The sequence below is a fragment of the Bacillus sp. R45 genome, assembly GCF_021729365.1.
GTDB lineage: Bacteria > Bacillota > Bacilli > Bacillales > Bacillaceae > Bacillus > Bacillus velezensis.
In genome coordinates this window covers 3,289,215-3,307,337 of the sequence record NZ_CP091421.1, presented here as the reverse complement: position 1 = coordinate 3,307,337, position 18,123 = coordinate 3,289,215, and the positions used below count along the sequence as shown (strand labels likewise).

The following is an 18,123-nucleotide window of genomic DNA, read 5'->3' as shown; positions in this document are numbered from 1 at the left end:
CCCTTTTTTCTTTTCATTATAAACAGAGATGAAGGCATGAAGCGAATAAAAGCCCTTTCATCAGCATATCATCAGTAACGCTTCCGTTCTAAAAATGATCTGACTTCCTGAACGGACAAGCCGAGTTCTTTTGCTTCCTGCATCAGCGCTTTCCATTCTTCAATGTTGGATTCAGTCAGTTTTCTGTTGCGGTAGGGTGCGGGCTCCGGGCGCTTTTCAGTCAGTTTGTTCGTAAAGGTGAACAGTTCTTCTTTCGGCATGCCCGACTGCACGGCCTGCACAAGGTGGATGCGCCACTCATCTTCCGTGCCTCCCATGTGATGCAGCATCGTTTCGGCATCAAAAAGCTCCGTCAGATCGACCTGCAGGGTGGCGGATACTTTTTTCAGAAATTGGATGGACGGATTTGAGTGAACCCCCCGTTCTATCTTGCTTAAATAAGATTTAGAGACACCTGCTTCAACTGCTAGCTGATTAATAGAGTAGCCTTTTCTTCTGCGGTATAAACGAATTATTCTTCCAATCATTGTGCTGAATTCTCCCCTGTATACTGGCATTTTTTTGTTCATTATAAGAAATTTTTCGTTCTTTATAAAATTTAAAATTATAAGGGAAGTGCAGTAAATAAGAGGAAAATCATGATAATGTTCTCTAAAAAGAACTAAATGGCTTAATTTGAAATTTTCAAATTTCGACCTTTTCTTTTATAATCCAATCATTAACAGAAGGGGGCGTTTAAGCCTGATGCAATAAGGATGAGGCTGTAATTACATGAATGAGAATATGAGTTTTAAAGAGTTATTTGACATTATTAAACACAGATTTTTACTGATTTTTATCATGACAGCAGTTGTAACGCTGGTGACGGGATACATCCAATTCCGGGTGATTTCGCCCGTTTATCAGGCATCGACCCAAGTGCTCATTCATGAAACAAGCGGTGAAAAAAATTCGAATCTCAGCGACGTTCAGCTGAATCTTCATTACAACAATACGTTTCAAACGATAATGAAAAGCCCGGTTGTGCTTGAGAAAGTGAAACAGAAGCTGCATCTTTCTGAGACGGCATCCGCTTTAAAAGCAAAGATCACGACAAGCAGCGAAACCGATTCAGAGATCATTAACGCAGCGGTGCAGGACGAGAACCCGAAACAGGCCGCCGCTATAGCGAACACGCTGATGAAGACATTTAAAAAAGAAGTCCGTGACAGGATGAATATAAAAGGCGTCATTGTTTTGTCCGAGGCAAAAGCATCGGAAAGCCCGATGGTCAAGCCTTCGCGCATCAGGAATATCATGATGGCGTTCGGTGCGGCTCTCATGGCGGGTGTGACGCTTGCGTTTTTTCTCCACTTTCTTGATGAAACCGTTAAAAGCGAGCGGCAGCTCAGCGAAAAAACAGACTTGCCTGTTTTAGGGGTTGTGTATGACATCAAAAATCAGCAGACACGGTCTGATGAAAAACATTTCGGGGAGTGAGGCGTTTGGGATTCAGAAAAAAGAAATCAAGAAGGGGACTGGCTCAAATATCCGTTTTACATCACAAATCATTGGTGGCTGAACAATACCGCACCATTCGGACAAATATTGAGTTCTCCTCTGTTCAGACCCATTTGCGCTCTATTCTCGTCACTTCCTCCGTTCCGGGAGAAGGAAAGTCATTCAGCGCCGCCAACCTTGCCGCGGTATTTGCGCAGCAGGAAAAAAAGGTGCTGCTTGTCGATGCCGATTTACGAAAACCGACGATACACGAGACCTATCAGCTTGAAAATGTACAAGGCCTTACGAATGTGTTAGTCGGAAACGCTTCCCTCGGCGAAACGGTGCAAAAAACGCTGATTGATAACCTTTACGTCTTAACGAGCGGGCCGACGCCGCCGAATCCGGCCGAGCTTTTATCTTCAAAGGCGATGGGAGAGCTGATTCAGGAGATGTACAGCCGGTACAGTCTGGTTATTTTCGATTCACCTCCGCTTTTGGCGGTGGCGGACGGCCAGATTTTAGCGAACCAGACAGATGGAAGCGTTCTCGTCGTCTTGAGCGGAAAAACGAAAATGGATACCGTCCAAAAGGCGAAAGACGCGCTCCAGCAGTCAAAGGCAAAGCTTTTGGGGGCGCTGCTGAATAAAAAGAAAATCAAAAAAACAGAGCACTACTCGTATTGAGCGGTGCAGGTGATGTCTCCTTACCTTTATCAACGGAGGCACTCGGCTCTGCTGTGGGCGGCGTTTTCCGCCGCCTTAGATGCTGGTCGTCGGTGGCGGGGTGTGAGGACGGGTTAAATGCCCAATTTATCTTAAGATGATGCATTGTTATCGGCTTAGCTGTTATGTCTGTTTTTACGAAAACCGTATCAGCTAAACCGATAAATGAGGAGGGGAAAGATTGACTTACCGGAGAAGACTTTCAATGATTTTTGCATTGGATACGTATCTCGTTTTACTTTCCGTTGTTATAGGATATCAATTTTTTGAGGATTCTTATCACTTTTATGACTCCGGAGCGTTGCTGCTGACCGCCGTGACCATGCTGATCAGCCATCATGTATGCGCTTTTATGTTTCACCAGTATAAGCAGGTATGGACGTATACGGGAATTGGCGAGCTGCTTGATCTGCTGAAGGGGATCACGCTGTCCGCAGCTGTCACAGCCGCCGTCCAATACGGGGTGTTCCACACGATTTTGTTCCGGCTGTTAGCCGTCAGCTGGATGGTTCAGCTATTGTTCATCGGAGGAAGCCGGATGATTTCGCGCGTGCTGAAAGAAACGATCGGCAGGAAGCAAAATGACTCTTCCCGGGCGCTGATCATCGGCGCGGGCGCGGGAGGAACGCTGCTCGTCCGTCAGCTTACGCAGAAAAATGATCTCGGAATCATGCCTGTGGCTTTTATTGATGATGATCAGACGAAGCATAAGCTCAAAATCATGGGCCTGCCCGTCATCGGCGGAAAAGAAAGCATTATGCCGGCGGTGCAGAGGCTGAGAATTCACCACATCATCATTGCCATTCCGTCTCTTTGCACCCATGAGCTCCAGACGCTGTACAAAGAATGTGTACAGACGGGCGCCCATATTAAAATCATGCCGCAATTTGATGAGATCCTGCTCGGAACGCAGGCTGCCGGACACATCAGGGATGTGAAAGCCGAAGATCTCCTCGGCAGAAAGCCGGTCACCCTTGATACGAGCAAAATTTCTGACAGCATCAAAGGGAAAACGATTCTGGTCACGGGCGCCGGCGGCTCTATCGGTTCTGAAATCTGCCGCCAGATCAGCTCGTTTCTTCCGCATGAAATCGTCCTTCTCGGCCACGGGGAGAACAGCATTTATTCGGTGCATAACGAACTGTCCGCACGCTTCGGCAAAGAGGTGCTTTTTCACGCGGAGATCGCCGATATTCAGGACAGAGATAAAATCTTTACGTTGATGAAAAAATACGAGCCGCACGTCGTCTATCATGCGGCCGCCCATAAACATGTGCCGTTAATGGAACATAATCCGGAAGAAGCCGTCAAAAATAATATTATCGGCACGAAAAATGTCGCCGAAGCCGCCGATATGTGCGGAACGGAAACATTCGTGCTGATTTCTTCTGACAAAGCGGTCAATCCGGCCAATGTCATGGGCGCGACGAAGCGGTTTGCGGAAATGGTCATCATGAACCTCGGAAAGGTCAGCAACACCAAATTCGCCGCCGTCCGTTTCGGCAATGTGCTCGGAAGCCGCGGCAGCGTCATTCCGATTTTCAAAAAGCAGATTGAAAAAGGCGGACCCGTCACCGTCACGCATCCGGCGATGACAAGATATTTTATGACGATCCCCGAAGCGTCAAGACTCGTCATTCAGGCGGGGGCGCTTGCAAAAGGGCGGCAGATTTTCGTTCTGGATATGGGAGAACCCGTCAAAATCGTCGACTTGGCAAAAAACCTGATTCATTTATCAGGCTATACGACAGAACAGATTCCTATTGAATTCTCCGGCATCCGCCCGGGAGAAAAGATGTATGAAGAACTGCTGAATCATAATGAAGTACATACGGAACAGATTTTTCCGAAAATCCATATCGGGAAAGCGATCGACGGGGATTGGGCGGTGCTCATCCGTTTTATGGAAGAATTCAGCCGCCTGCCTGAAGATGAGCTGAGAAAACGGCTGTTTGAGGCGATCGAATCAGTACATGAAGAAGCGGCCGCAGGTGTGTGATGGGAGGACAGAAAGATGACGAAAAAAGTATTATTCTGCGCCACTGTCGATTATCATTTTAAAGCCTTTCATCTTCCGTATTTTCAATGGTTTCAGGATATGGGCTGGGAGGTGCACGTCGCGGCAGGCGGCAATATGAATCTTCCGTTCGTTGATGAAAAGTTTTCCATTCCGATCCGGCGCTCGCCGTTTCATCCCGAAAATCTTTCTGTTTACAGGCGGCTGAAACGGCTCATTCAGGTTAACGGCTACGACATGATTCACTGTCATACGCCGGTCGGCGGCGTGCTTGCACGCCTTGCGGCGAGACAAGCGCGCCAAAAAGGGACAAAGGTGCTGTACACCGCGCACGGCTTTCACTTCTGCGACGGAGCGCCCCTGAAAAACTGGCTTCTTTATTACCCGATCGAAAAATTTCTCTCTTCTTACACGGATTGTTTGATTACGATTAATGAAGAGGATTACGAACGGGCCAAGCAAATGAAAAAAACAGCTTGCGGCGCGAAGAAAATACACGGCATCGGCGTGAATACAGACAGGTTTCGCCCTGTGAGCCGGGCAGAGAGTGAACGTCTGAGAGAAAAACACGGCTTCGGCGCCGGGGAATTTATCCTCATATACCCCGCTGAATTAAACGGCAATAAAAACCAGGGACTTCTCATTGAGGCTGCGGCACTGCTGAAGAACCGCATTCCAGAGCTGAAACTCGTATTTGCCGGAGAAGGCGTGATGGAAGAGCCGTACAGAAAAAAGGCTGAATCACTCGGGGTATCCGACATTGTGCGGTTTTACGGTTTTTGCCGTGACATTCATGAGCTGATTCAGCTTGCTGATCTGTCCGTCGCCTCAAGCATCCGCGAAGGGCTCGGTATGAATCTGCTTGAGGGGATGGCTGCCGAAAAGCCCGCCGTTGCCGCAGACAACAGGGGGCACCGTGAGATCATCGAAGACGGTGTGAACGGTTTTCTCGTGCCGGCAGGGGACAGCGCGGCATTTGCCGATCGGATTGAAAAGCTGTACCGATCCCCGGGTCTGCGAAAAGCAATGGGACAAGAAGGGCGCAGGACGGCGGAATGTTTTTCAGAAACACGTACGGTAAAGGAAATGGCGCACATTTACGCCGGTTATATGGATAAAAAGGAGAAAAGCGTATGAATGCAGGAGCACAACCGAAAATTTCCGTCATCATGGGAATTTATAATTGCGAAGAGACTTTAGCGGAGAGTATTGAATCCATCCTGAGCCAATCGTATAAGAATTGGGAACTGATTATGTGTGATGACGCGTCAACTGACGGAACGTATCAGATTGCGCGCCGTTACGCGGATCATTACAGCGACCGGATCACGCTGATTCAAAATAAGACGAATCAACGGCTTGCCGCTTCGCTGAACCGCTGTCTGACATACGCAACGGGGGATTATATCGCCAGGCAGGACGGTGATGACATCTCCAACCCGAGGAGACTGGAAAAACAGGCCGCTTTCTTAAACAAGCACGCCCACTATCAAGTCGTGGGCACGGGGATGCTCGTATTTGATGAATTCGGCGTCAGGGGCGCCCGGCTTTTGCCGCCCGTGCCGAAACCGGGAATTATGGCGAAAGGCACACCGTTCTGTCACGGCACCATTATGATGCGGGCTGAAGCGTACAAAGCGCTTGGAGGCTACCGGTCAGTCAGGCGGACGCGGCGGATGGAGGATATCGATTTGTGGCTGCGCTTTTTTGAAGCGGGTTTCCGAGGGTACAATCTCCAGGAAACGCTGTATAAAGTAAGAGAGGACAGTGATGCGTTCAAAAGGAGATCGTTTACGTATTCCATTGATAATGCGGTGCTCGTTTTTCAGGCATGCAGACGGCTGAAGCTGCCGATTTCCCATTACGCGTATATCGCAAAACCGCTCATCCGCGCCATTACGCCGCCCGCGGTCATGAACCGTTATCATAAAAACAAGGACATCCGCCAAAAAGAAGGGCTTGCCGAACATGACTGACAAACCGATGCGGGTGCTGCACATCTTCAGCGGGATGAACAGGGGCGGCGCAGAAACGATGATGATGAATTTGTACCGGAAGATGGACAGAACGAAGGTGCAGTTTGATTTTTTAACCCATAGGAACGATCCGTGCGCTTATGACGAGGAAATTCTCGCTCTCGGCGGACGGCTTTTTTATGTGCCGAGCATCGGCAGCACAAACCCGATTACATTTGTAAAACAGGTCAAGCGGATGATTCAGGAAAAAGGCCCGTTTGCCGCCGTGCACGCCCATACCGATTTTCAGTCTGGATTTATCGCGCTTGCCGCTCGTTTAGCCGGCGTCCCGGTGCGGATCTGCCATTCGCACAGTACGTCGTGGCGGGGGCGGGCATCGCGGCTTGCCGGGATGCAGCTGTTTGTTTTCAGACGGCTGATCACGGCAAACGCCACGGCACTGTGCGCCTGCGGAAAAGAGGCGGGCCGTTTCTTATTCGGGAAAGAAAAAGACGTGCATCTTTTGCCGAACGGCATTGATCTCGACTTATTTGCCGGCGGGTGCGCGGACACAGAAGCTGAAAAAAGGAAGCGGGGCATTGCAGACGGCCGTTTGGTGATCGGCCATATCGGCCGCTTTACAGAAGAAAAAAACCACGAATTTCTGCTCCGGCTGGCCGCTGATATGAAAGAGCGGGGCATCGGCTTACAGCTGATTCTCGCCGGAGACGGTCCGCTTCGCACCGATATGGAAAATCTGGCGGCGAAGCTGGGGCTTGATGATGATGTGCGTTTTATCGGTATAGAAGACCGCGTTCATGATCTGCTGAAAACGCTGGATGTATTTGTCATGCCGTCTCTTTATGAAGGGCTGCCCGTCACGCTCGTTGAAGCGCAGGCCTCCGGGGTGCCGTGCGTGATATCAGACGGCATAACGGAAGAAGCCGATGCCGGGCTCGGGCTGGTCAAAAGGCTCAGCCTCAAAGAACCGCCGGGACAATGGGCATCCGCGGTTTTACGGGCAGCAGAGGCGGCAAAGCCTGACGGGGCGCGCATTAAAGAAACCCTCAGGCGGCTGGGATATGACGCGAGAGAAAATACGGGGGCTGTTATGAAGCTTTACAATATGAATTGGAAAAAGGAACAGTAACGAATGATTGTATATGTAGTCAATATGGGAATTGTTTATATTTGGTCATGGTTCGCGAAAATGTGCGGCGGGCGTGATCAATCGCTTTCGACCGGATACCGGCCGAATCAGCTCGTCATGCTCGTTCCGCTGCTATCGCTGGTATTGGTCTCCGGTTTGCGCTACAGAGTCGGGACGGATTTTCAGACGTACGCGCTAATGTACAAGCTGGCGGGAAATTACGGCAGCATTTGGGAGATCTTCGGGTTCGGAGCGAAAAAAGCAGCCGTTGATCCGGGGTTTACGGCTCTCATCTGGCTCATGAATTTTATCACGAAAGATCCGCAAATCATGTATTTCACCGTGGCGGTCGTGACATGCAGCTTTATTTTAAAGGGGCTCGTTGAGTTCGGCCGTCCGTTTGAGCTGAGTGTATTTTTGTTTTTGGGCACGTATCACTATTACGCTTCCTTTAACGGGATCAGGCAGTATATGGTGGCGGCCGTTTTGTTTTGGGCCGTCCGCTACGTAATCAGCGGAAGCTGGAAGCGTTATATGTCAATCGTGCTGCTGTGTTCGCTTTTTCATTCCTCAGCGCTGATTATGATTCCGGTTTATTTTCTCGTCAGAAAAAGAGCCTGGTCGCCCGCGATTTTCGGACTGTCGGCATTGTTTCTTCTTATGACGTTTCTGTATCAGAAGTTCATTTCGCTGTTTGTCGTCGTGCTGGAAAACAGCTCGTACGGCCATTATGAGAAATGGCTGATGACGAATACGAACGGGATGAACGTCGTAAAAATCGCGGTGCTGCTGCTGCCGCTGTTTTTGGCTTTCTGCTACCGGGAGCGGCTGCGGAAGCTCTGGCCTGACATTGATGTCATCGTGAATTTCTGTCTGCTCGGCCTGCTTTTCGGTCTTTTGGCGACAAAGGATGTTATTTTCGCCCGGTTTAATATATATTTCGGCCTGTACCAAATGATCCTGATCCCTTATTTTGTGAGAATTTTTGATGAAAAATCAAATGCGCTGATTTATATCGCCATTATTGTCTGTTATTTTCTTTACAGTTACTTGCTTATGCCGGTCGATTCGTCTGTGCTTCCGTACAGAACGATTTTTTCCCGGTAATGGACACTGGAGGTTTATATGGAAACACCCGCGGTCAGTTTATTAATTGCTGTGTATAATACGGAAACTTATTTAGAAAGGTGCTTAGATTCATTGCTCAATCAGTCGCTCGCCAATATCGAAATCGTGGCCGTTAATGACGGGTCAACGGATCAAAGCCCGGCGATTCTTGAAACCTATCAGAAGCGGGATGAGAGAATCAGGGTCGTTCATCAGCAAAACCGGGGGCTCGGCGCGGTCCGCAACAAGGGCATCGAGGCGGCGCGCGGCGAATTTATCGCTTTTATTGATGCGGACGACTGGGTTGAACCTGATTATTGCCTGCGCATGTATGAAAAAGCGAAGGCTGACCAGGCTGATCTCGTGATTTGCGAATATGCGGCTGAATTTGCGGATACGGGGAAGACCGCTGTTTCAACGATCGCTTCAGCGTACGAGGGCCGCCCGAAACAACGGTACCTGAAAGATTTATTTGAAGGAAGAGTCAGCGGTTTTTCATGGAACAAGCTGTACAAAAGATCCATGATCGAGCATCATCAGCTGCGCTTTCCGCTTCGTGATGAGCTGGAGCACGTGGAGGATCAGTATTTCAGCCTCCGGGCGCATGTTTTCGCAGGTGCGGTCTCGTACGTGGATCAGCCGCTCTATCATTATCGGATTCACTTGACTTCCATTGTGCAAAGCTATCAGAAAAAGCTGTTTGACTCAGGTCTCGTTCTCTATCGGCTGAACGAGGCTTTTTTGCGTGAAAACGGCTGCTTACAGGAATACCGGCAGGAGCTGGATTTTTTCATCGTTCAGCACGGAACAGTCTGCCTGCTGAATGAATGGAAGCGGAATAACGGAGGCCGGTTTTCTGAGAAGTGGAAGAATATCAGCCGGATATGCGCTGATCCCGTATTCCGCATGAGCCTTTCCAAAACGGGAACGGCGCCGTTTGACGCCAAACGCTCATGCCTTCTGCTTTTGGCGAAGCTGAAGCTGATTCCGTTCGTGTCGCTGGCATCAGCCGCGTATCAGCGGGCAATCGAGTACAAAATGAAAATCAGAGGGTGAAGACATGTCGATACAATCTTTAAAAATCAATCTCGCGGAATGGCTTTTGCTTAAGGTCAAATACCCGTCCCAATTTCATTTCGGAACGGGAGCGGATGGGGCGGGGCTTACAGCGGCAAGAAAAAAGATCATTCTGACGCTGCTCCCGTCCCATGATAATCTCGGCGATCACGCCATCGCCTACGCAAGCAAAACGTTTCTTGAACGGGAGTATCCCGATTTTGACATTGTCGAGGTGGATATGAAGGATATATACAGATCGGCAAAAGTGCTGATCAAAAAGCGCCACCCTGATGATATGGTATTCATCATCGGCGGCGGGAATATGGGGGATTTGTACCGGTATGAGGAATGGACGCGCCGCTTTATCATAAAAACATTCCGGCAATATCGGATCGTTCAGCTTCCGGCGACGGCTCACTTTTCTGAATCAAAAAAGGGACGGAAGGAACTGAAGCGCGCCCGAAAAGTGTACAATGCGCATCCCGACCTTTTGTTGATGGCGAGAGATGAGACGACGTATCAATGGATGAAGCGTCATTTTCCCGGAAAAACAGTGCTCAAACAGCCTGACATGGTCTTATATTTGGATAAAAGCGAGCGGGGCATAGCGCGGGAAGGGATCTACCTCTGTTTACGGGAGGATAAGGAGAGCGCGCTGACGGCTGAGGACAGAACGATGGTAAAAGAAGCTTTGGCCAAAGAGTACGGAGAGCTGTATTCCTTTACCACGACGGTCGGCCGGAGGGTCAGCCGCCATACACGCGAAAAGGAGCTGGAAGCGCTTTGGAATACGCTGAAAGGTGCGGAAGCCGTCGTCACTGACAGGCTTCACGGGATGATTTTTTGTGCGCTGACGAAAACGCCTTGTGTCGTCATTCGTTCGTTTGATCATAAGGTGATGGAAGGCTATCAATGGCTGAAAAACATACCGAACATGACATTGCTTGAACGTCCCGACCCTGAAGCCGTAACATCCGCCGTAAATCGGCTGCTCAGCGGCAAGCATGAGGAAGGCGGTTCTTTGCGAAGTGTTTATTTTGCCGGGCTGCGCTCGAAAATCAGCGGTGATGCCCAATGACCGCGCCGCTTGTGAGCGTGATCGTGCCGATGTATAAGACAGAGCCTTTTATTAAAGAATGCGCGGTTTCTTTAACAAAACAGACGCTGAGGAACATCGAAATCATTTTCGTCAATGACGGTTCACCGGATCAGTCAGGCCGGATGGCTGAACAATTCGCCGCAGAAGATGCGAGAATCCGGGTGATTCATAAAGAAAACGGCGGCCTCAGCTCGGCCCGCAATGCCGGAATAAAAGCCGCCCGCGGCCGTTATATCGGTTTTGCGGACGGCGATGATTATGTGACGGAAACAATGTTCGAGCGGCTTTATGAAGAAGCGGAGAAGAACCGGCTGGATATCGCCGGCTGCGGTTATTACAAAGAAACGCCGTCTAAAGAAAGAACGTATATGCCGCCGTCCCTTCCGCCGGGCCGCGTCTTCACAGCGGATGAAATGACCGCATTGCTGACCCGCGCGCACGAACATCGGTTTATTTGGTATGTGTGGCGCTATATATACCGGCGAGAAGCATTGCAAGGGCTGTTGTTCCATGAAGATATCCGGTTTGCCGAGGACTCTCCGTTTAACTTGGCAGCGTTCCGCCAAGCCGCGCGTGTCAAAGTGATAGACGAAGGGCTGTATATCTACCGGGAAAATCCGCAAAGTCTTACAGAAACACCGTTTAAGCCCCGCTTAGATCACGAACTGCAAAAGCAATATGCAGCGAAAATGGCTTTTTATGAGGCAAACGGGCTGACGGACGCCTGCCGGAGCGATATTGATACTTATTTGTGCAAGCATCAGATTCCGATGCTGATCGCCAACGCATGCGCCGCCCCGCAGCCGTCACACCAGATTACGGCGCATATCGGCAGAATCTTAACGTATGACATGGTAAAAACGGCCGTGCGCAGGACGCCGTGCCGCCATAAACAGCTGCTGGCCGGGGAGCGCGTGGTGCTCGGTCTGTGCAAAATGCGCCTTCCTCTTCTTCTGCATGCGTTTTTCGAACGGAAATCGAAAGAGAAAGGCAGTGCGGAAGGAGCATGAAATTTGCCATTAATTTCGGCGCCAATGTGACGGCGTTTTTACTATCGGTGTTTTTATCAGTGTGGATGACGCCCTTTATTGTGAAAACATTAGGTGTTGAGGCTTTTGGGTTTGTCCATCTGACACAGAATATCATTAACTATTTCTCTATTATTACCGTTGCGCTGAGCTCAGTCGTTGTGAGGTTTTTCTCCGTCGCCGCCCACAGGGGGAACAGGGACGAGGCCAATGCGTATGTAAGCAATTATTTAGCCGCGTCTGTCGTGATATCTCTATTACTCGCTGTGCCGCTCGCCGGGACTGCTTTTTTTATTGACAGGATTATGAATGTACCGGCCGGGCTCTTAACGGATGTGAGGCTGTCTATCGTAATCGGCAGCGTGCTGTTTATGCTGACGTTTTTTATGGCGGGGTTCGCGACGGGGCCGTTTTTTGCCAACAAGCTTTATATCACAAGTTCCATTCAGGCCGTGCAAATGCTGGTCAGGGTGCTGTGTGTGCTCGCTCTGTTTACGTGCCTGCCGCCGAAGATCTGGCAGATCCAGCTTTCGGCATTAGCGGGAGCCGTCTGTGCAGCTGTGCTGACTTTTTTCTTCTTTAAGAAATTGATTCCGTGGTTTTCTTTCAGCCGTAAAACTTTGTCATTACAGACAAGCAAAGTGCTGTTTTCGGCCGGTGCCTGGAGTTCTGTCAACCAGATCGGCGTGCTGCTGTTTCTGCAGATTGACCTCATGACGGCCAACCTTGTGCTGGGGCCGTCTGAAGCGGGTGTCTATGCGGCGATTATTCAATTCCCGCTTCTGCTCAGAAGTCTTGCCGGGACGCTTGCTTCACTGTTTGCGCCGGTTTTGACTTCCTATTATTCAAAAGGCGATATGGAAGGTCTCCTGTCTTACGCCAATAAGGCCGTGCGGATGAACGGGCTTCTCCTCGCGCTTCCCGCCGCGTTATTAGGAGGGCTTGCCGAACCGTTTCTGGCGATTTGGCTGGGCCCGTCGTTTGTGCAGACGGCGCCGCTTTTATATATTCACGCCGCGTATTTGGCGGTCAGTCTCTCTGTCATGCCGCTTTTTTACGTATGGACGGCTTTTAATAAACAAAAAACGCCCGCCGTCGTTACTTTATGTTTAGGCGGACTGAATGTCATATTGGCCGTGGTTCTCAGCGGACCGGCACATCTCGGGCTGTACGGCATCACCATTGCCGGGGCTGTCTCCCTCATTTTGAAAAATGCCGTCTTCACGCCGCTGTATGTTTCGCATATTACCGGCTTTCAGAAAACCGCGTTTTACAAAGGCATGTTCGGCCCGTTGGCGGCGGCCGTATTTGCCTGGGCCGTCTGCCGGGGTATCCGGCTGTTTTCACCGCTTGACAGCTGGGCCGGTCTGATCGCCGCGGGGCTTGCCGTATGCATAAGCTATGCCGCATTCGCTTTTTTCTTCATTTGTACGAAAGAAGAAAGGCGGCTTGCTTTACAGAAATGCCGAAAAGTGAAAGGAGCTGTTCAGATTTGAAGGTGAAACGTGTATTTGATATAGCGGCCGCGACGCTGTTATTGTGCGGCGCGAGTGTCATTCTTCTCTTCGCCATGGCAGCCGTCAGATGCGCCATCGGGTCTCCGGTATTGTTCAAACAGACGAGACCGGGGCATAACGGGCGTCCGTTTACGTTGTATAAACTCAGAACGATGACGGATGCGCGTGATGAAAACGGTGTGCTGCTTCCGGATCATCTGCGCCTGACCAAAATGGGGAGGCTGATCAGAAAACTGAGCATCGATGAGCTTCCCCAGCTTTTTAATGTGCTCAAAGGCGATATCAGTCTGGTCGGCCCCCGCCCTTTGCTGATGGATTATCTGCCGCTTTACACGGCGGAGCAGGCGAGGCGGCACGAGGTGAAGCCGGGGATTACGGGCTGGGCGCAGATCAATGGGAGAAACGCGATTTCATGGGAGGAGAAATTCAAGCTCGACGTGTGGTACGTCGACAACCGCACCTTTCTTCTCGACTTAAAGATTCTGCTTTTAACAGTGAAAAAAGTTCTCGTGTCAGAAGGCATACACCAAGCTGGCCATGTGACGGCAAAGCGCTTCACAGGCAGCGGAGATATGTCATCGTGAAAAAGGTCGTGCTGATCGGAAACGGCGGACACGGAAAAGTCGTGAAGGAAATCGTGCAGGCCCGTTCCGATATGGAGCTTGCGGGCATATTGGACGACGGATTCAGCGGTTTTACCGCTCGGAACGGTTTATATACGGGCCGGACGGAAGACGTGCACATGCTTCGGAAACTCGTCCCCGAGGCCGTGTTCACGATATGCATCGGCCGCAACGGCGTCAGAAAGCAGTTCGCTGAAACGCTTGGGATTGAAGATGCCGATTATGCTTCACTCATTCACCCCGGGGCGATCGTCAGTGAAACGGCTTCCGTCGGACACGGAACGGTTGTGATGGCGGGCGCCGTCATTCAGGCGGGCGCTGACATCGGCGCCCATTGCATCATCAATACGGGGGCGGTTGCCGATCACGACAATGCAATCGGAGATTACGTCCATCTTTCACCGCGCGCGGCGCTTGCCGGCGGAGTGAAAGTCGGGGAAGGAACGCACATCGGAATCGGCGCGTCCGTCATACCGCAGATGGACATCGGCCCTTGGTCCGTTATCGGCGCGGGGGCTGCGGTCATCAGCAGAATTCCCGGCCATGTGACGGCGGTCGGCGTTCCGGCCCGCGTCATCTCCCCTATCCATAATGAAAAAGGATGATTTCATGCAAACAAACAAACGGATTTATTTGTCTCCGCCTCATATGAGCGGAAAAGAACAGGAATACATCGCAGAAGCCTTCCGAACCAATTGGATTGCCCCGCTCGGTCCGCTCGTCAATTCGTTTGAAGCGCGGCTCGCGGAATATGCGGGAGTGAAAAGCGCGGCGGCCGTAAGCTCGGGAACGGCCGCCATCCATCTTGCCCTGCGGCTTGCGGGTGTGAAAAAAGGAGACGTTGTATTTTGTCCTTCCTTTACGTTTGTCGCCACGGCGAATCCGATTGTGTATGAGCAGGCTGAGCCCGTTTTTATTGATTCGGAATGGGAGACGTGGAATATGTCGCCCGCTGCGCTTGAGCGGGCGCTCCGGGATGCAAAGCGGCGCGGCAGACTCCCGAAAGCGGTGATCGCCGTCAATCTTTACGGCCAAAGCGCGAAAATGGATGAATTAATGAGCCTTTGTGACGCATACGGCGTCTGTCTGATTGAAGACGCTGCCGAGTCCTTAGGATCAACATATAAAGGCAGGCAGAGCGGCACGTTCGGCCGTTTCGGCATTTATTCCTTTAACGGCAACAAAATCATTACAACATCGGGAGGCGGCATGCTCGTGTCTGACGATGAAGCCGCGATTGAAAAAGCGAGGTTTCTTGCGTCACAGGCGAGAGATGCCGCCGTTCATTACCAGCACAGCGAGCTCGGTTACAACTACAGGCTCAGCAACATTCTCGCAGGCGTGGGGATATCGCAGCTGGAAGTGCTTGAAGATCGCGTCCGGGCGAGGAGAGAAATCTTTCACCGGTATCGGGAAGCGCTCGAAACATATCCGGGCATCCGCATGATGCCGGAGCTTGAAGGAACGGTTTCAAACCGCTGGCTGACGGCTCTGACGCTTGATAACGGCGTGACGCCGGAAGAAGCCGTCGCCTGTCTTGCGGAACAGAATATTGAGGCCCGGCCGCTGTGGAAACCGCTGCATACGCAGCCGCTTTTCTCATCTTCCGTCTTTTATCCTCACAGCGACCATGAGCGTGTCTCTGAGAACCTTTTCAGCCGGGGGATTTGTCTGCCGTCCGGGTCTGACCTGTCTTCTGAGGAGCAGCAGCGTGTCATTGACGCACTTGCGCAACTGTTTAAAACGAAAGGGGAGAAAACATGGACAGCCGCCATGTTATGAGCCGATTAAAAGAGACGCTGACGGGTCTGCTCAGCGTTATACCGCCGCAATCCGACATCATATATGCCGACTATCCCCTCTACGGAAATGTAGGGGATTTATTGATTATGAAAGGGACGGAGGCGTTTTTTAAAGCGCACGGCATCCGCGTGAAACAGCGCTGGAATCCCGACAATTTTCCATTCGGGCGCCGGGCGTACAAAAAGACGATCATCGTCTGTCAGGGTGGCGGAAATTTCGGGGATCTCTATCCGTACTATCAGACGTTCAGGGAAAAAATCGTCAAATCCTTTCCGGAAAACAGGATCGTCATCCTGCCGCAATCGATTTATTATCAGGATGAGACACGGCTGCAAAAGACATCGGCGCTTTTTGCGGAGCACAAGGATCTCCACCTGTTTACGAGAGATCATGTGTCATACGAGACTGCGAAACGCTTTTTTTCGGCGAATCATATCGGGCTTATGCCTGATATGGCCCATCAGCTGTATCCGATCGCGGCGTCAGCGGTTCCGTCACGCGGCAGGCTTTATTTTATCCGCACGGATGGGGAAATCAACCCGAAGCTGCAAAACAATTCTTCCGTTAAAAACTGTGACTGGCAGGATGTTCTGTCAGCAAGCGACCGCAGGGGAATCGCTTTTTTCCAAACGCTGAATGTTTTGAATAAAAAAGCGGGAAACCCGCTGCCGATTGCGCGGTTTTGGAAACGCTATTCCGATTTCTTAACGAAAAAAGCGGTCCTGTTTTTCAGCAGGTACGAATCGGTGGAAACGTCAAGGCTCCACGGCCACATCCTGTCCTCGCTTCTCGGGAAACCGAATACCGTCATTGATAATTCATACGGGAAAAACGCGAACTATTATTACACCTGGACGCACGAAGCGCCGGACGTCCGGCTGATCGGTGAAACCGCCGGCACGAAGGAAAACCTTCCGCTTTGAATGAGCGGAAGGTTTATTTTGTTTCTCCGCGTTTTACTTTGTTGTACGCCTCATCCAAATGCTGAATTCTTTTGAGCACAACCGAGTTTTTCGTCAGCTGATCCTGTACAAGGGTTGAGACGACGGAGCGGTAATAGCTGTTCATCGCATGAATTCGGTCTTCATTCGGATTCATTTCAATGTGCTGTGTAAAGTTTTCAATAAAATAGGGAACAGAAAAAAGTTCTGACATCTATAAAGCAACTCCTTTTAATAAGTATATACGGTATGAAACCAATCATGTACAATGAAAAAAGGGGAGTGAGCATGATGGATATCAAACTTCAGCAAACACAAATGTTAAAGCCTCAATTAACGCAAGAGCTTAAACAGGCCATCACATTACTCGGATACAATTCCGCGGAGCTGGCCGGATATATTGATGAGCTCTCACTGGAAAACCCTCTGATTGAACGAAAGGAAACAGACACGCCGCCACTATCTTACCATAAAACAAATAAAAACAGGATGAAAGAACGGGACGGAAGCCAGCAGATCAGACTTACCCGCAAAACGCTGCAGGATTCGCTCAAACAGCAAGCCTTAGACATGAAGCTGTCCGATGATGAGAAAAAAATTTTCAATTATCTGATACATTCATTGGATTCAAACGGTTATTTAAAAGAGGACATACCAGCCGCCGCCGACCATGTATCCGCTTCACAAGAGGAGACGGAAGCGGTTCTGAAAAAGCTTCAATCCCTTGAGCCCGCGGGAATCGGCGCCCGGTCTTTGCAGGAATGCATCCTTCTTCAGCTCCGCCGTCTGCCCGAGCGGAACGAACAGGCGGAATGGATTGCCGAAGCCTATTTTGAGCTATTTGCAAGAAAGAATTGGAAAGCGCTTACACTTAAAACGGGCATTCCGCTTAAAGACATTCAGGACATCGCTGACATGATCAGCGCGCTTGATCCGAGGCCGGGGCTCCGTTATGCGCATGAGGAGCCGGGTTTTTACGTAGAACCGGATATTTTCATCACGGTGAAAAACGGCATCATTCAAGCGCGGCTCAACAGCCGTTCGTTTCCTGACATCCAGCTTCATGCCCATTATCAGCCGCTCTTGTCAGCCGCCGGGTGCCGTGACACGAAAAATTATCTGTCGGCAAAATATCAGGAATGGCGCTGGCTGAACCGGGCTTTGTCGCAAAGAAAACAAACGATCACGAGAATTATCGGCGTCCTGACTGAACGGCAGGAATCCTTTTTTCTCACAGGAAAAAGCGGAATGCAGCCGCTGACCTTAAGAGAGGTGGCGGAAACGCTGGAGCTCCACGAATCAACGATCAGCCGGGCCATCAAAGGGAAGTACGTTCAGACGCCGTACGGACTGTATGAAATGAAAACATTTTTCTCGGCGAAAGCTGAATCATCGGGGGACGGCGGCGCCTCCAATTATGCCGTAAAAGCGCATCTGGAAGCATTGGTCCGTAAAGAAGATAAAAAGAAACCTTTTTCAGACCAAAAGCTTGCCGATCTGCTGCATGAACAATATGACATCCGAATCTCAAGGCGCACCGTCGCCAAATACCGTGACCAATTAAATATTCCGCCGTCATCGGCGAGAAAACGGTACAGCTGAAACCTCCCCGAGCCAAAC

General features: G+C 50.5%; 18 protein-coding genes. 16 read left to right on the top strand and 2 right to left on the bottom strand.

Going from position 1 to position 18,123, the window contains the following annotated elements; all coding sequences use genetic code 11:
• Positions 1 to 71: 71 nt before the first annotated feature.
• Positions 72 to 527 (bottom strand): HTH-type transcriptional regulator SlrR, encoded by a 456-nt coding sequence (gene slrR / locus L3V45_RS16345; RefSeq protein ID WP_003151541.1) that lies wholly within the window; start codon positions 525 to 527, stop codon positions 72 to 74.
• A gap of 244 nt (positions 528 to 771) precedes the next feature.
• Here slrR and L3V45_RS16340 point away from each other — a divergent pair, with 244 nt between their 5' ends.
• The 15 genes from L3V45_RS16340 to L3V45_RS16270 all read left to right on the top strand — a co-directional run bounded on the left by L3V45_RS16340 (position 772) and on the right by L3V45_RS16270 (position 16,485).
• Complete coding sequence (locus L3V45_RS16340; RefSeq protein WP_014305878.1) at positions 772 to 1,479, top strand: YveK family protein; 708 nt, start codon at positions 772 to 774, stop codon at positions 1,477 to 1,479.
• A 5-nt stretch (positions 1,480 to 1,484) separates the two neighbouring features.
• Positions 1,485 to 2,165, top strand: a complete 681-nt coding sequence (locus tag L3V45_RS16335; RefSeq protein ID WP_003151543.1) for a protein tyrosine kinase EpsB — start codon at positions 1,485 to 1,487, stop codon at positions 2,163 to 2,165.
• A 220-nt stretch (positions 2,166 to 2,385) separates the two neighbouring features.
• Positions 2,386 to 4,203, top strand: a complete 1,818-nt coding sequence (locus L3V45_RS16330) for a polysaccharide biosynthesis protein (protein WP_169539199.1) — start codon at positions 2,386 to 2,388, stop codon at positions 4,201 to 4,203.
• 15 nt (positions 4,204 to 4,218) lie between these two features.
• The gene (locus L3V45_RS16325; protein WP_095315471.1) at positions 4,219 to 5,358 is read left to right on the top strand and encodes a glycosyltransferase family 4 protein; all 1,140 of its coding nucleotides are present in this window, start codon (positions 4,219 to 4,221) and stop codon (positions 5,356 to 5,358) included.
• A complete protein-coding gene (locus L3V45_RS16320) occupies positions 5,355 to 6,197 on the top strand; it encodes a glycosyltransferase EpsE (protein ID WP_024085831.1) in 843 nt (280 codons plus the stop codon). Before L3V45_RS16325 ends, L3V45_RS16320 begins: the two co-directional genes overlap by 4 nt.
• On the top strand, positions 6,190 to 7,326 hold the full coding sequence (locus tag L3V45_RS16315; protein WP_107994226.1) for a glycosyltransferase family 1 protein: 1,137 nt from the start codon (positions 6,190 to 6,192) through the stop codon (positions 7,324 to 7,326). The genes L3V45_RS16320 and L3V45_RS16315 overlap by 8 nt, the downstream gene beginning before the upstream one ends.
• Positions 7,327 to 7,329: 3 nt before the next feature.
• Positions 7,330 to 8,433: a biofilm exopolysaccharide biosynthesis protein EpsG gene (locus tag L3V45_RS16310; RefSeq protein WP_014305874.1), complete on the top strand. Its 1,104-nt coding sequence runs from the start codon at positions 7,330 to 7,332 to the stop codon at positions 8,431 to 8,433.
• An 18-nt stretch (positions 8,434 to 8,451) separates the two neighbouring features.
• Entirely contained in the window at positions 8,452 to 9,489 is a 1,038-nt protein-coding gene (locus L3V45_RS16305; protein WP_048367079.1) for a glycosyltransferase family 2 protein, read from the top strand.
• A 4-nt stretch (positions 9,490 to 9,493) separates the two neighbouring features.
• Positions 9,494 to 10,570 carry a polysaccharide pyruvyl transferase family protein gene (locus L3V45_RS16300; RefSeq protein ID WP_070082416.1) on the top strand — a complete coding sequence of 359 codons (1,077 nt, stop codon included), beginning with the start codon at positions 9,494 to 9,496 and terminating at the stop codon, positions 10,568 to 10,570.
• Complete coding sequence (locus L3V45_RS16295) at positions 10,567 to 11,601, top strand: glycosyltransferase (protein WP_015387676.1); 1,035 nt, start codon at positions 10,567 to 10,569, stop codon at positions 11,599 to 11,601. The genes L3V45_RS16300 and L3V45_RS16295 overlap by 4 nt, the downstream gene beginning before the upstream one ends.
• Complete coding sequence (locus L3V45_RS16290) at positions 11,598 to 13,115, top strand: MATE family efflux transporter (protein ID WP_041481923.1); 1,518 nt, start codon at positions 11,598 to 11,600, stop codon at positions 13,113 to 13,115. Before L3V45_RS16295 ends, L3V45_RS16290 begins: the two co-directional genes overlap by 4 nt.
• A complete protein-coding gene (locus L3V45_RS16285; protein ID WP_046560073.1) occupies positions 13,112 to 13,720 on the top strand; it encodes a sugar transferase in 609 nt (202 codons plus the stop codon). Before L3V45_RS16290 ends, L3V45_RS16285 begins: the two co-directional genes overlap by 4 nt.
• Positions 13,717 to 14,364, top strand: a complete 648-nt coding sequence (locus L3V45_RS16280; RefSeq protein ID WP_003151567.1) for an acetyltransferase — start codon at positions 13,717 to 13,719, stop codon at positions 14,362 to 14,364. Before L3V45_RS16285 ends, L3V45_RS16280 begins: the two co-directional genes overlap by 4 nt.
• Before the next feature lie 4 nt (positions 14,365 to 14,368).
• The gene (locus tag L3V45_RS16275; protein ID WP_014305867.1) at positions 14,369 to 15,541 is read left to right on the top strand and encodes a DegT/DnrJ/EryC1/StrS family aminotransferase; all 1,173 of its coding nucleotides are present in this window, start codon (positions 14,369 to 14,371) and stop codon (positions 15,539 to 15,541) included.
• The gene (locus L3V45_RS16270; RefSeq protein WP_003151569.1) at positions 15,520 to 16,485 is read left to right on the top strand and encodes a polysaccharide pyruvyl transferase family protein; all 966 of its coding nucleotides are present in this window, start codon (positions 15,520 to 15,522) and stop codon (positions 16,483 to 16,485) included. The genes L3V45_RS16275 and L3V45_RS16270 overlap by 22 nt, the downstream gene beginning before the upstream one ends.
• Before the next feature lie 13 nt (positions 16,486 to 16,498).
• On the opposite strand, the gene yvfG is transcribed toward L3V45_RS16270, so the two are convergent.
• The gene (yvfG, locus tag L3V45_RS16265) at positions 16,499 to 16,717 is read right to left on the bottom strand and encodes a protein YvfG (protein WP_003151570.1); all 219 of its coding nucleotides are present in this window, start codon (positions 16,715 to 16,717) and stop codon (positions 16,499 to 16,501) included.
• Between the two features lie 77 nt (positions 16,718 to 16,794).
• Here yvfG and rpoN point away from each other — a divergent pair, with 77 nt between their 5' ends.
• On the top strand, positions 16,795 to 18,105 hold the full coding sequence (rpoN, locus tag L3V45_RS16260) for an RNA polymerase factor sigma-54 (RefSeq protein WP_003151571.1): 1,311 nt from the start codon (positions 16,795 to 16,797) through the stop codon (positions 18,103 to 18,105).
• Positions 18,106 to 18,123 lie beyond the last annotated feature (18 nt).

What these genes read in the sequence shown, in the direction of transcription:
- slrR (WP_003151541.1), bottom strand. Translation starts at nt 527, where the DNA reads ATGATTGGAAGAATAATTCGTTTATACCGCAGAAGAAAAGGCTACTCT.
- L3V45_RS16340 (WP_014305878.1), top strand. Translation starts at nt 772, where the DNA reads ATGAATGAGAATATGAGTTTTAAAGAGTTATTTGACATTATTAAACAC.
- L3V45_RS16325 (WP_095315471.1), top strand. Translation starts at nt 4,219, where the DNA reads ATGACGAAAAAAGTATTATTCTGCGCCACTGTCGATTATCATTTTAAA.
- L3V45_RS16320 (WP_024085831.1), top strand. Translation starts at nt 5,355, where the DNA reads ATGAATGCAGGAGCACAACCGAAAATTTCCGTCATCATGGGAATTTAT.
- L3V45_RS16315 (WP_107994226.1), top strand. Translation starts at nt 6,190, where the DNA reads ATGACTGACAAACCGATGCGGGTGCTGCACATCTTCAGCGGGATGAAC.
- L3V45_RS16310 (WP_014305874.1), top strand. Translation starts at nt 7,330, where the DNA reads ATGATTGTATATGTAGTCAATATGGGAATTGTTTATATTTGGTCATGG.
- L3V45_RS16305 (WP_048367079.1), top strand. Translation starts at nt 8,452, where the DNA reads ATGGAAACACCCGCGGTCAGTTTATTAATTGCTGTGTATAATACGGAA.
- L3V45_RS16300 (WP_070082416.1), top strand. Translation starts at nt 9,494, where the DNA reads ATGTCGATACAATCTTTAAAAATCAATCTCGCGGAATGGCTTTTGCTT.
- L3V45_RS16295 (WP_015387676.1), top strand. Translation starts at nt 10,567, where the DNA reads ATGACCGCGCCGCTTGTGAGCGTGATCGTGCCGATGTATAAGACAGAG.
- L3V45_RS16290 (WP_041481923.1), top strand. Translation starts at nt 11,598, where the DNA reads ATGAAATTTGCCATTAATTTCGGCGCCAATGTGACGGCGTTTTTACTA.
- L3V45_RS16275 (WP_014305867.1), top strand. Translation starts at nt 14,369, where the DNA reads ATGCAAACAAACAAACGGATTTATTTGTCTCCGCCTCATATGAGCGGA.
- L3V45_RS16270 (WP_003151569.1), top strand. Translation starts at nt 15,520, where the DNA reads ATGGACAGCCGCCATGTTATGAGCCGATTAAAAGAGACGCTGACGGGT.
- yvfG (WP_003151570.1), bottom strand. Translation starts at nt 16,717, where the DNA reads ATGTCAGAACTTTTTTCTGTTCCCTATTTTATTGAAAACTTTACACAG.
- rpoN (WP_003151571.1), top strand. Translation starts at nt 16,795, where the DNA reads ATGGATATCAAACTTCAGCAAACACAAATGTTAAAGCCTCAATTAACG.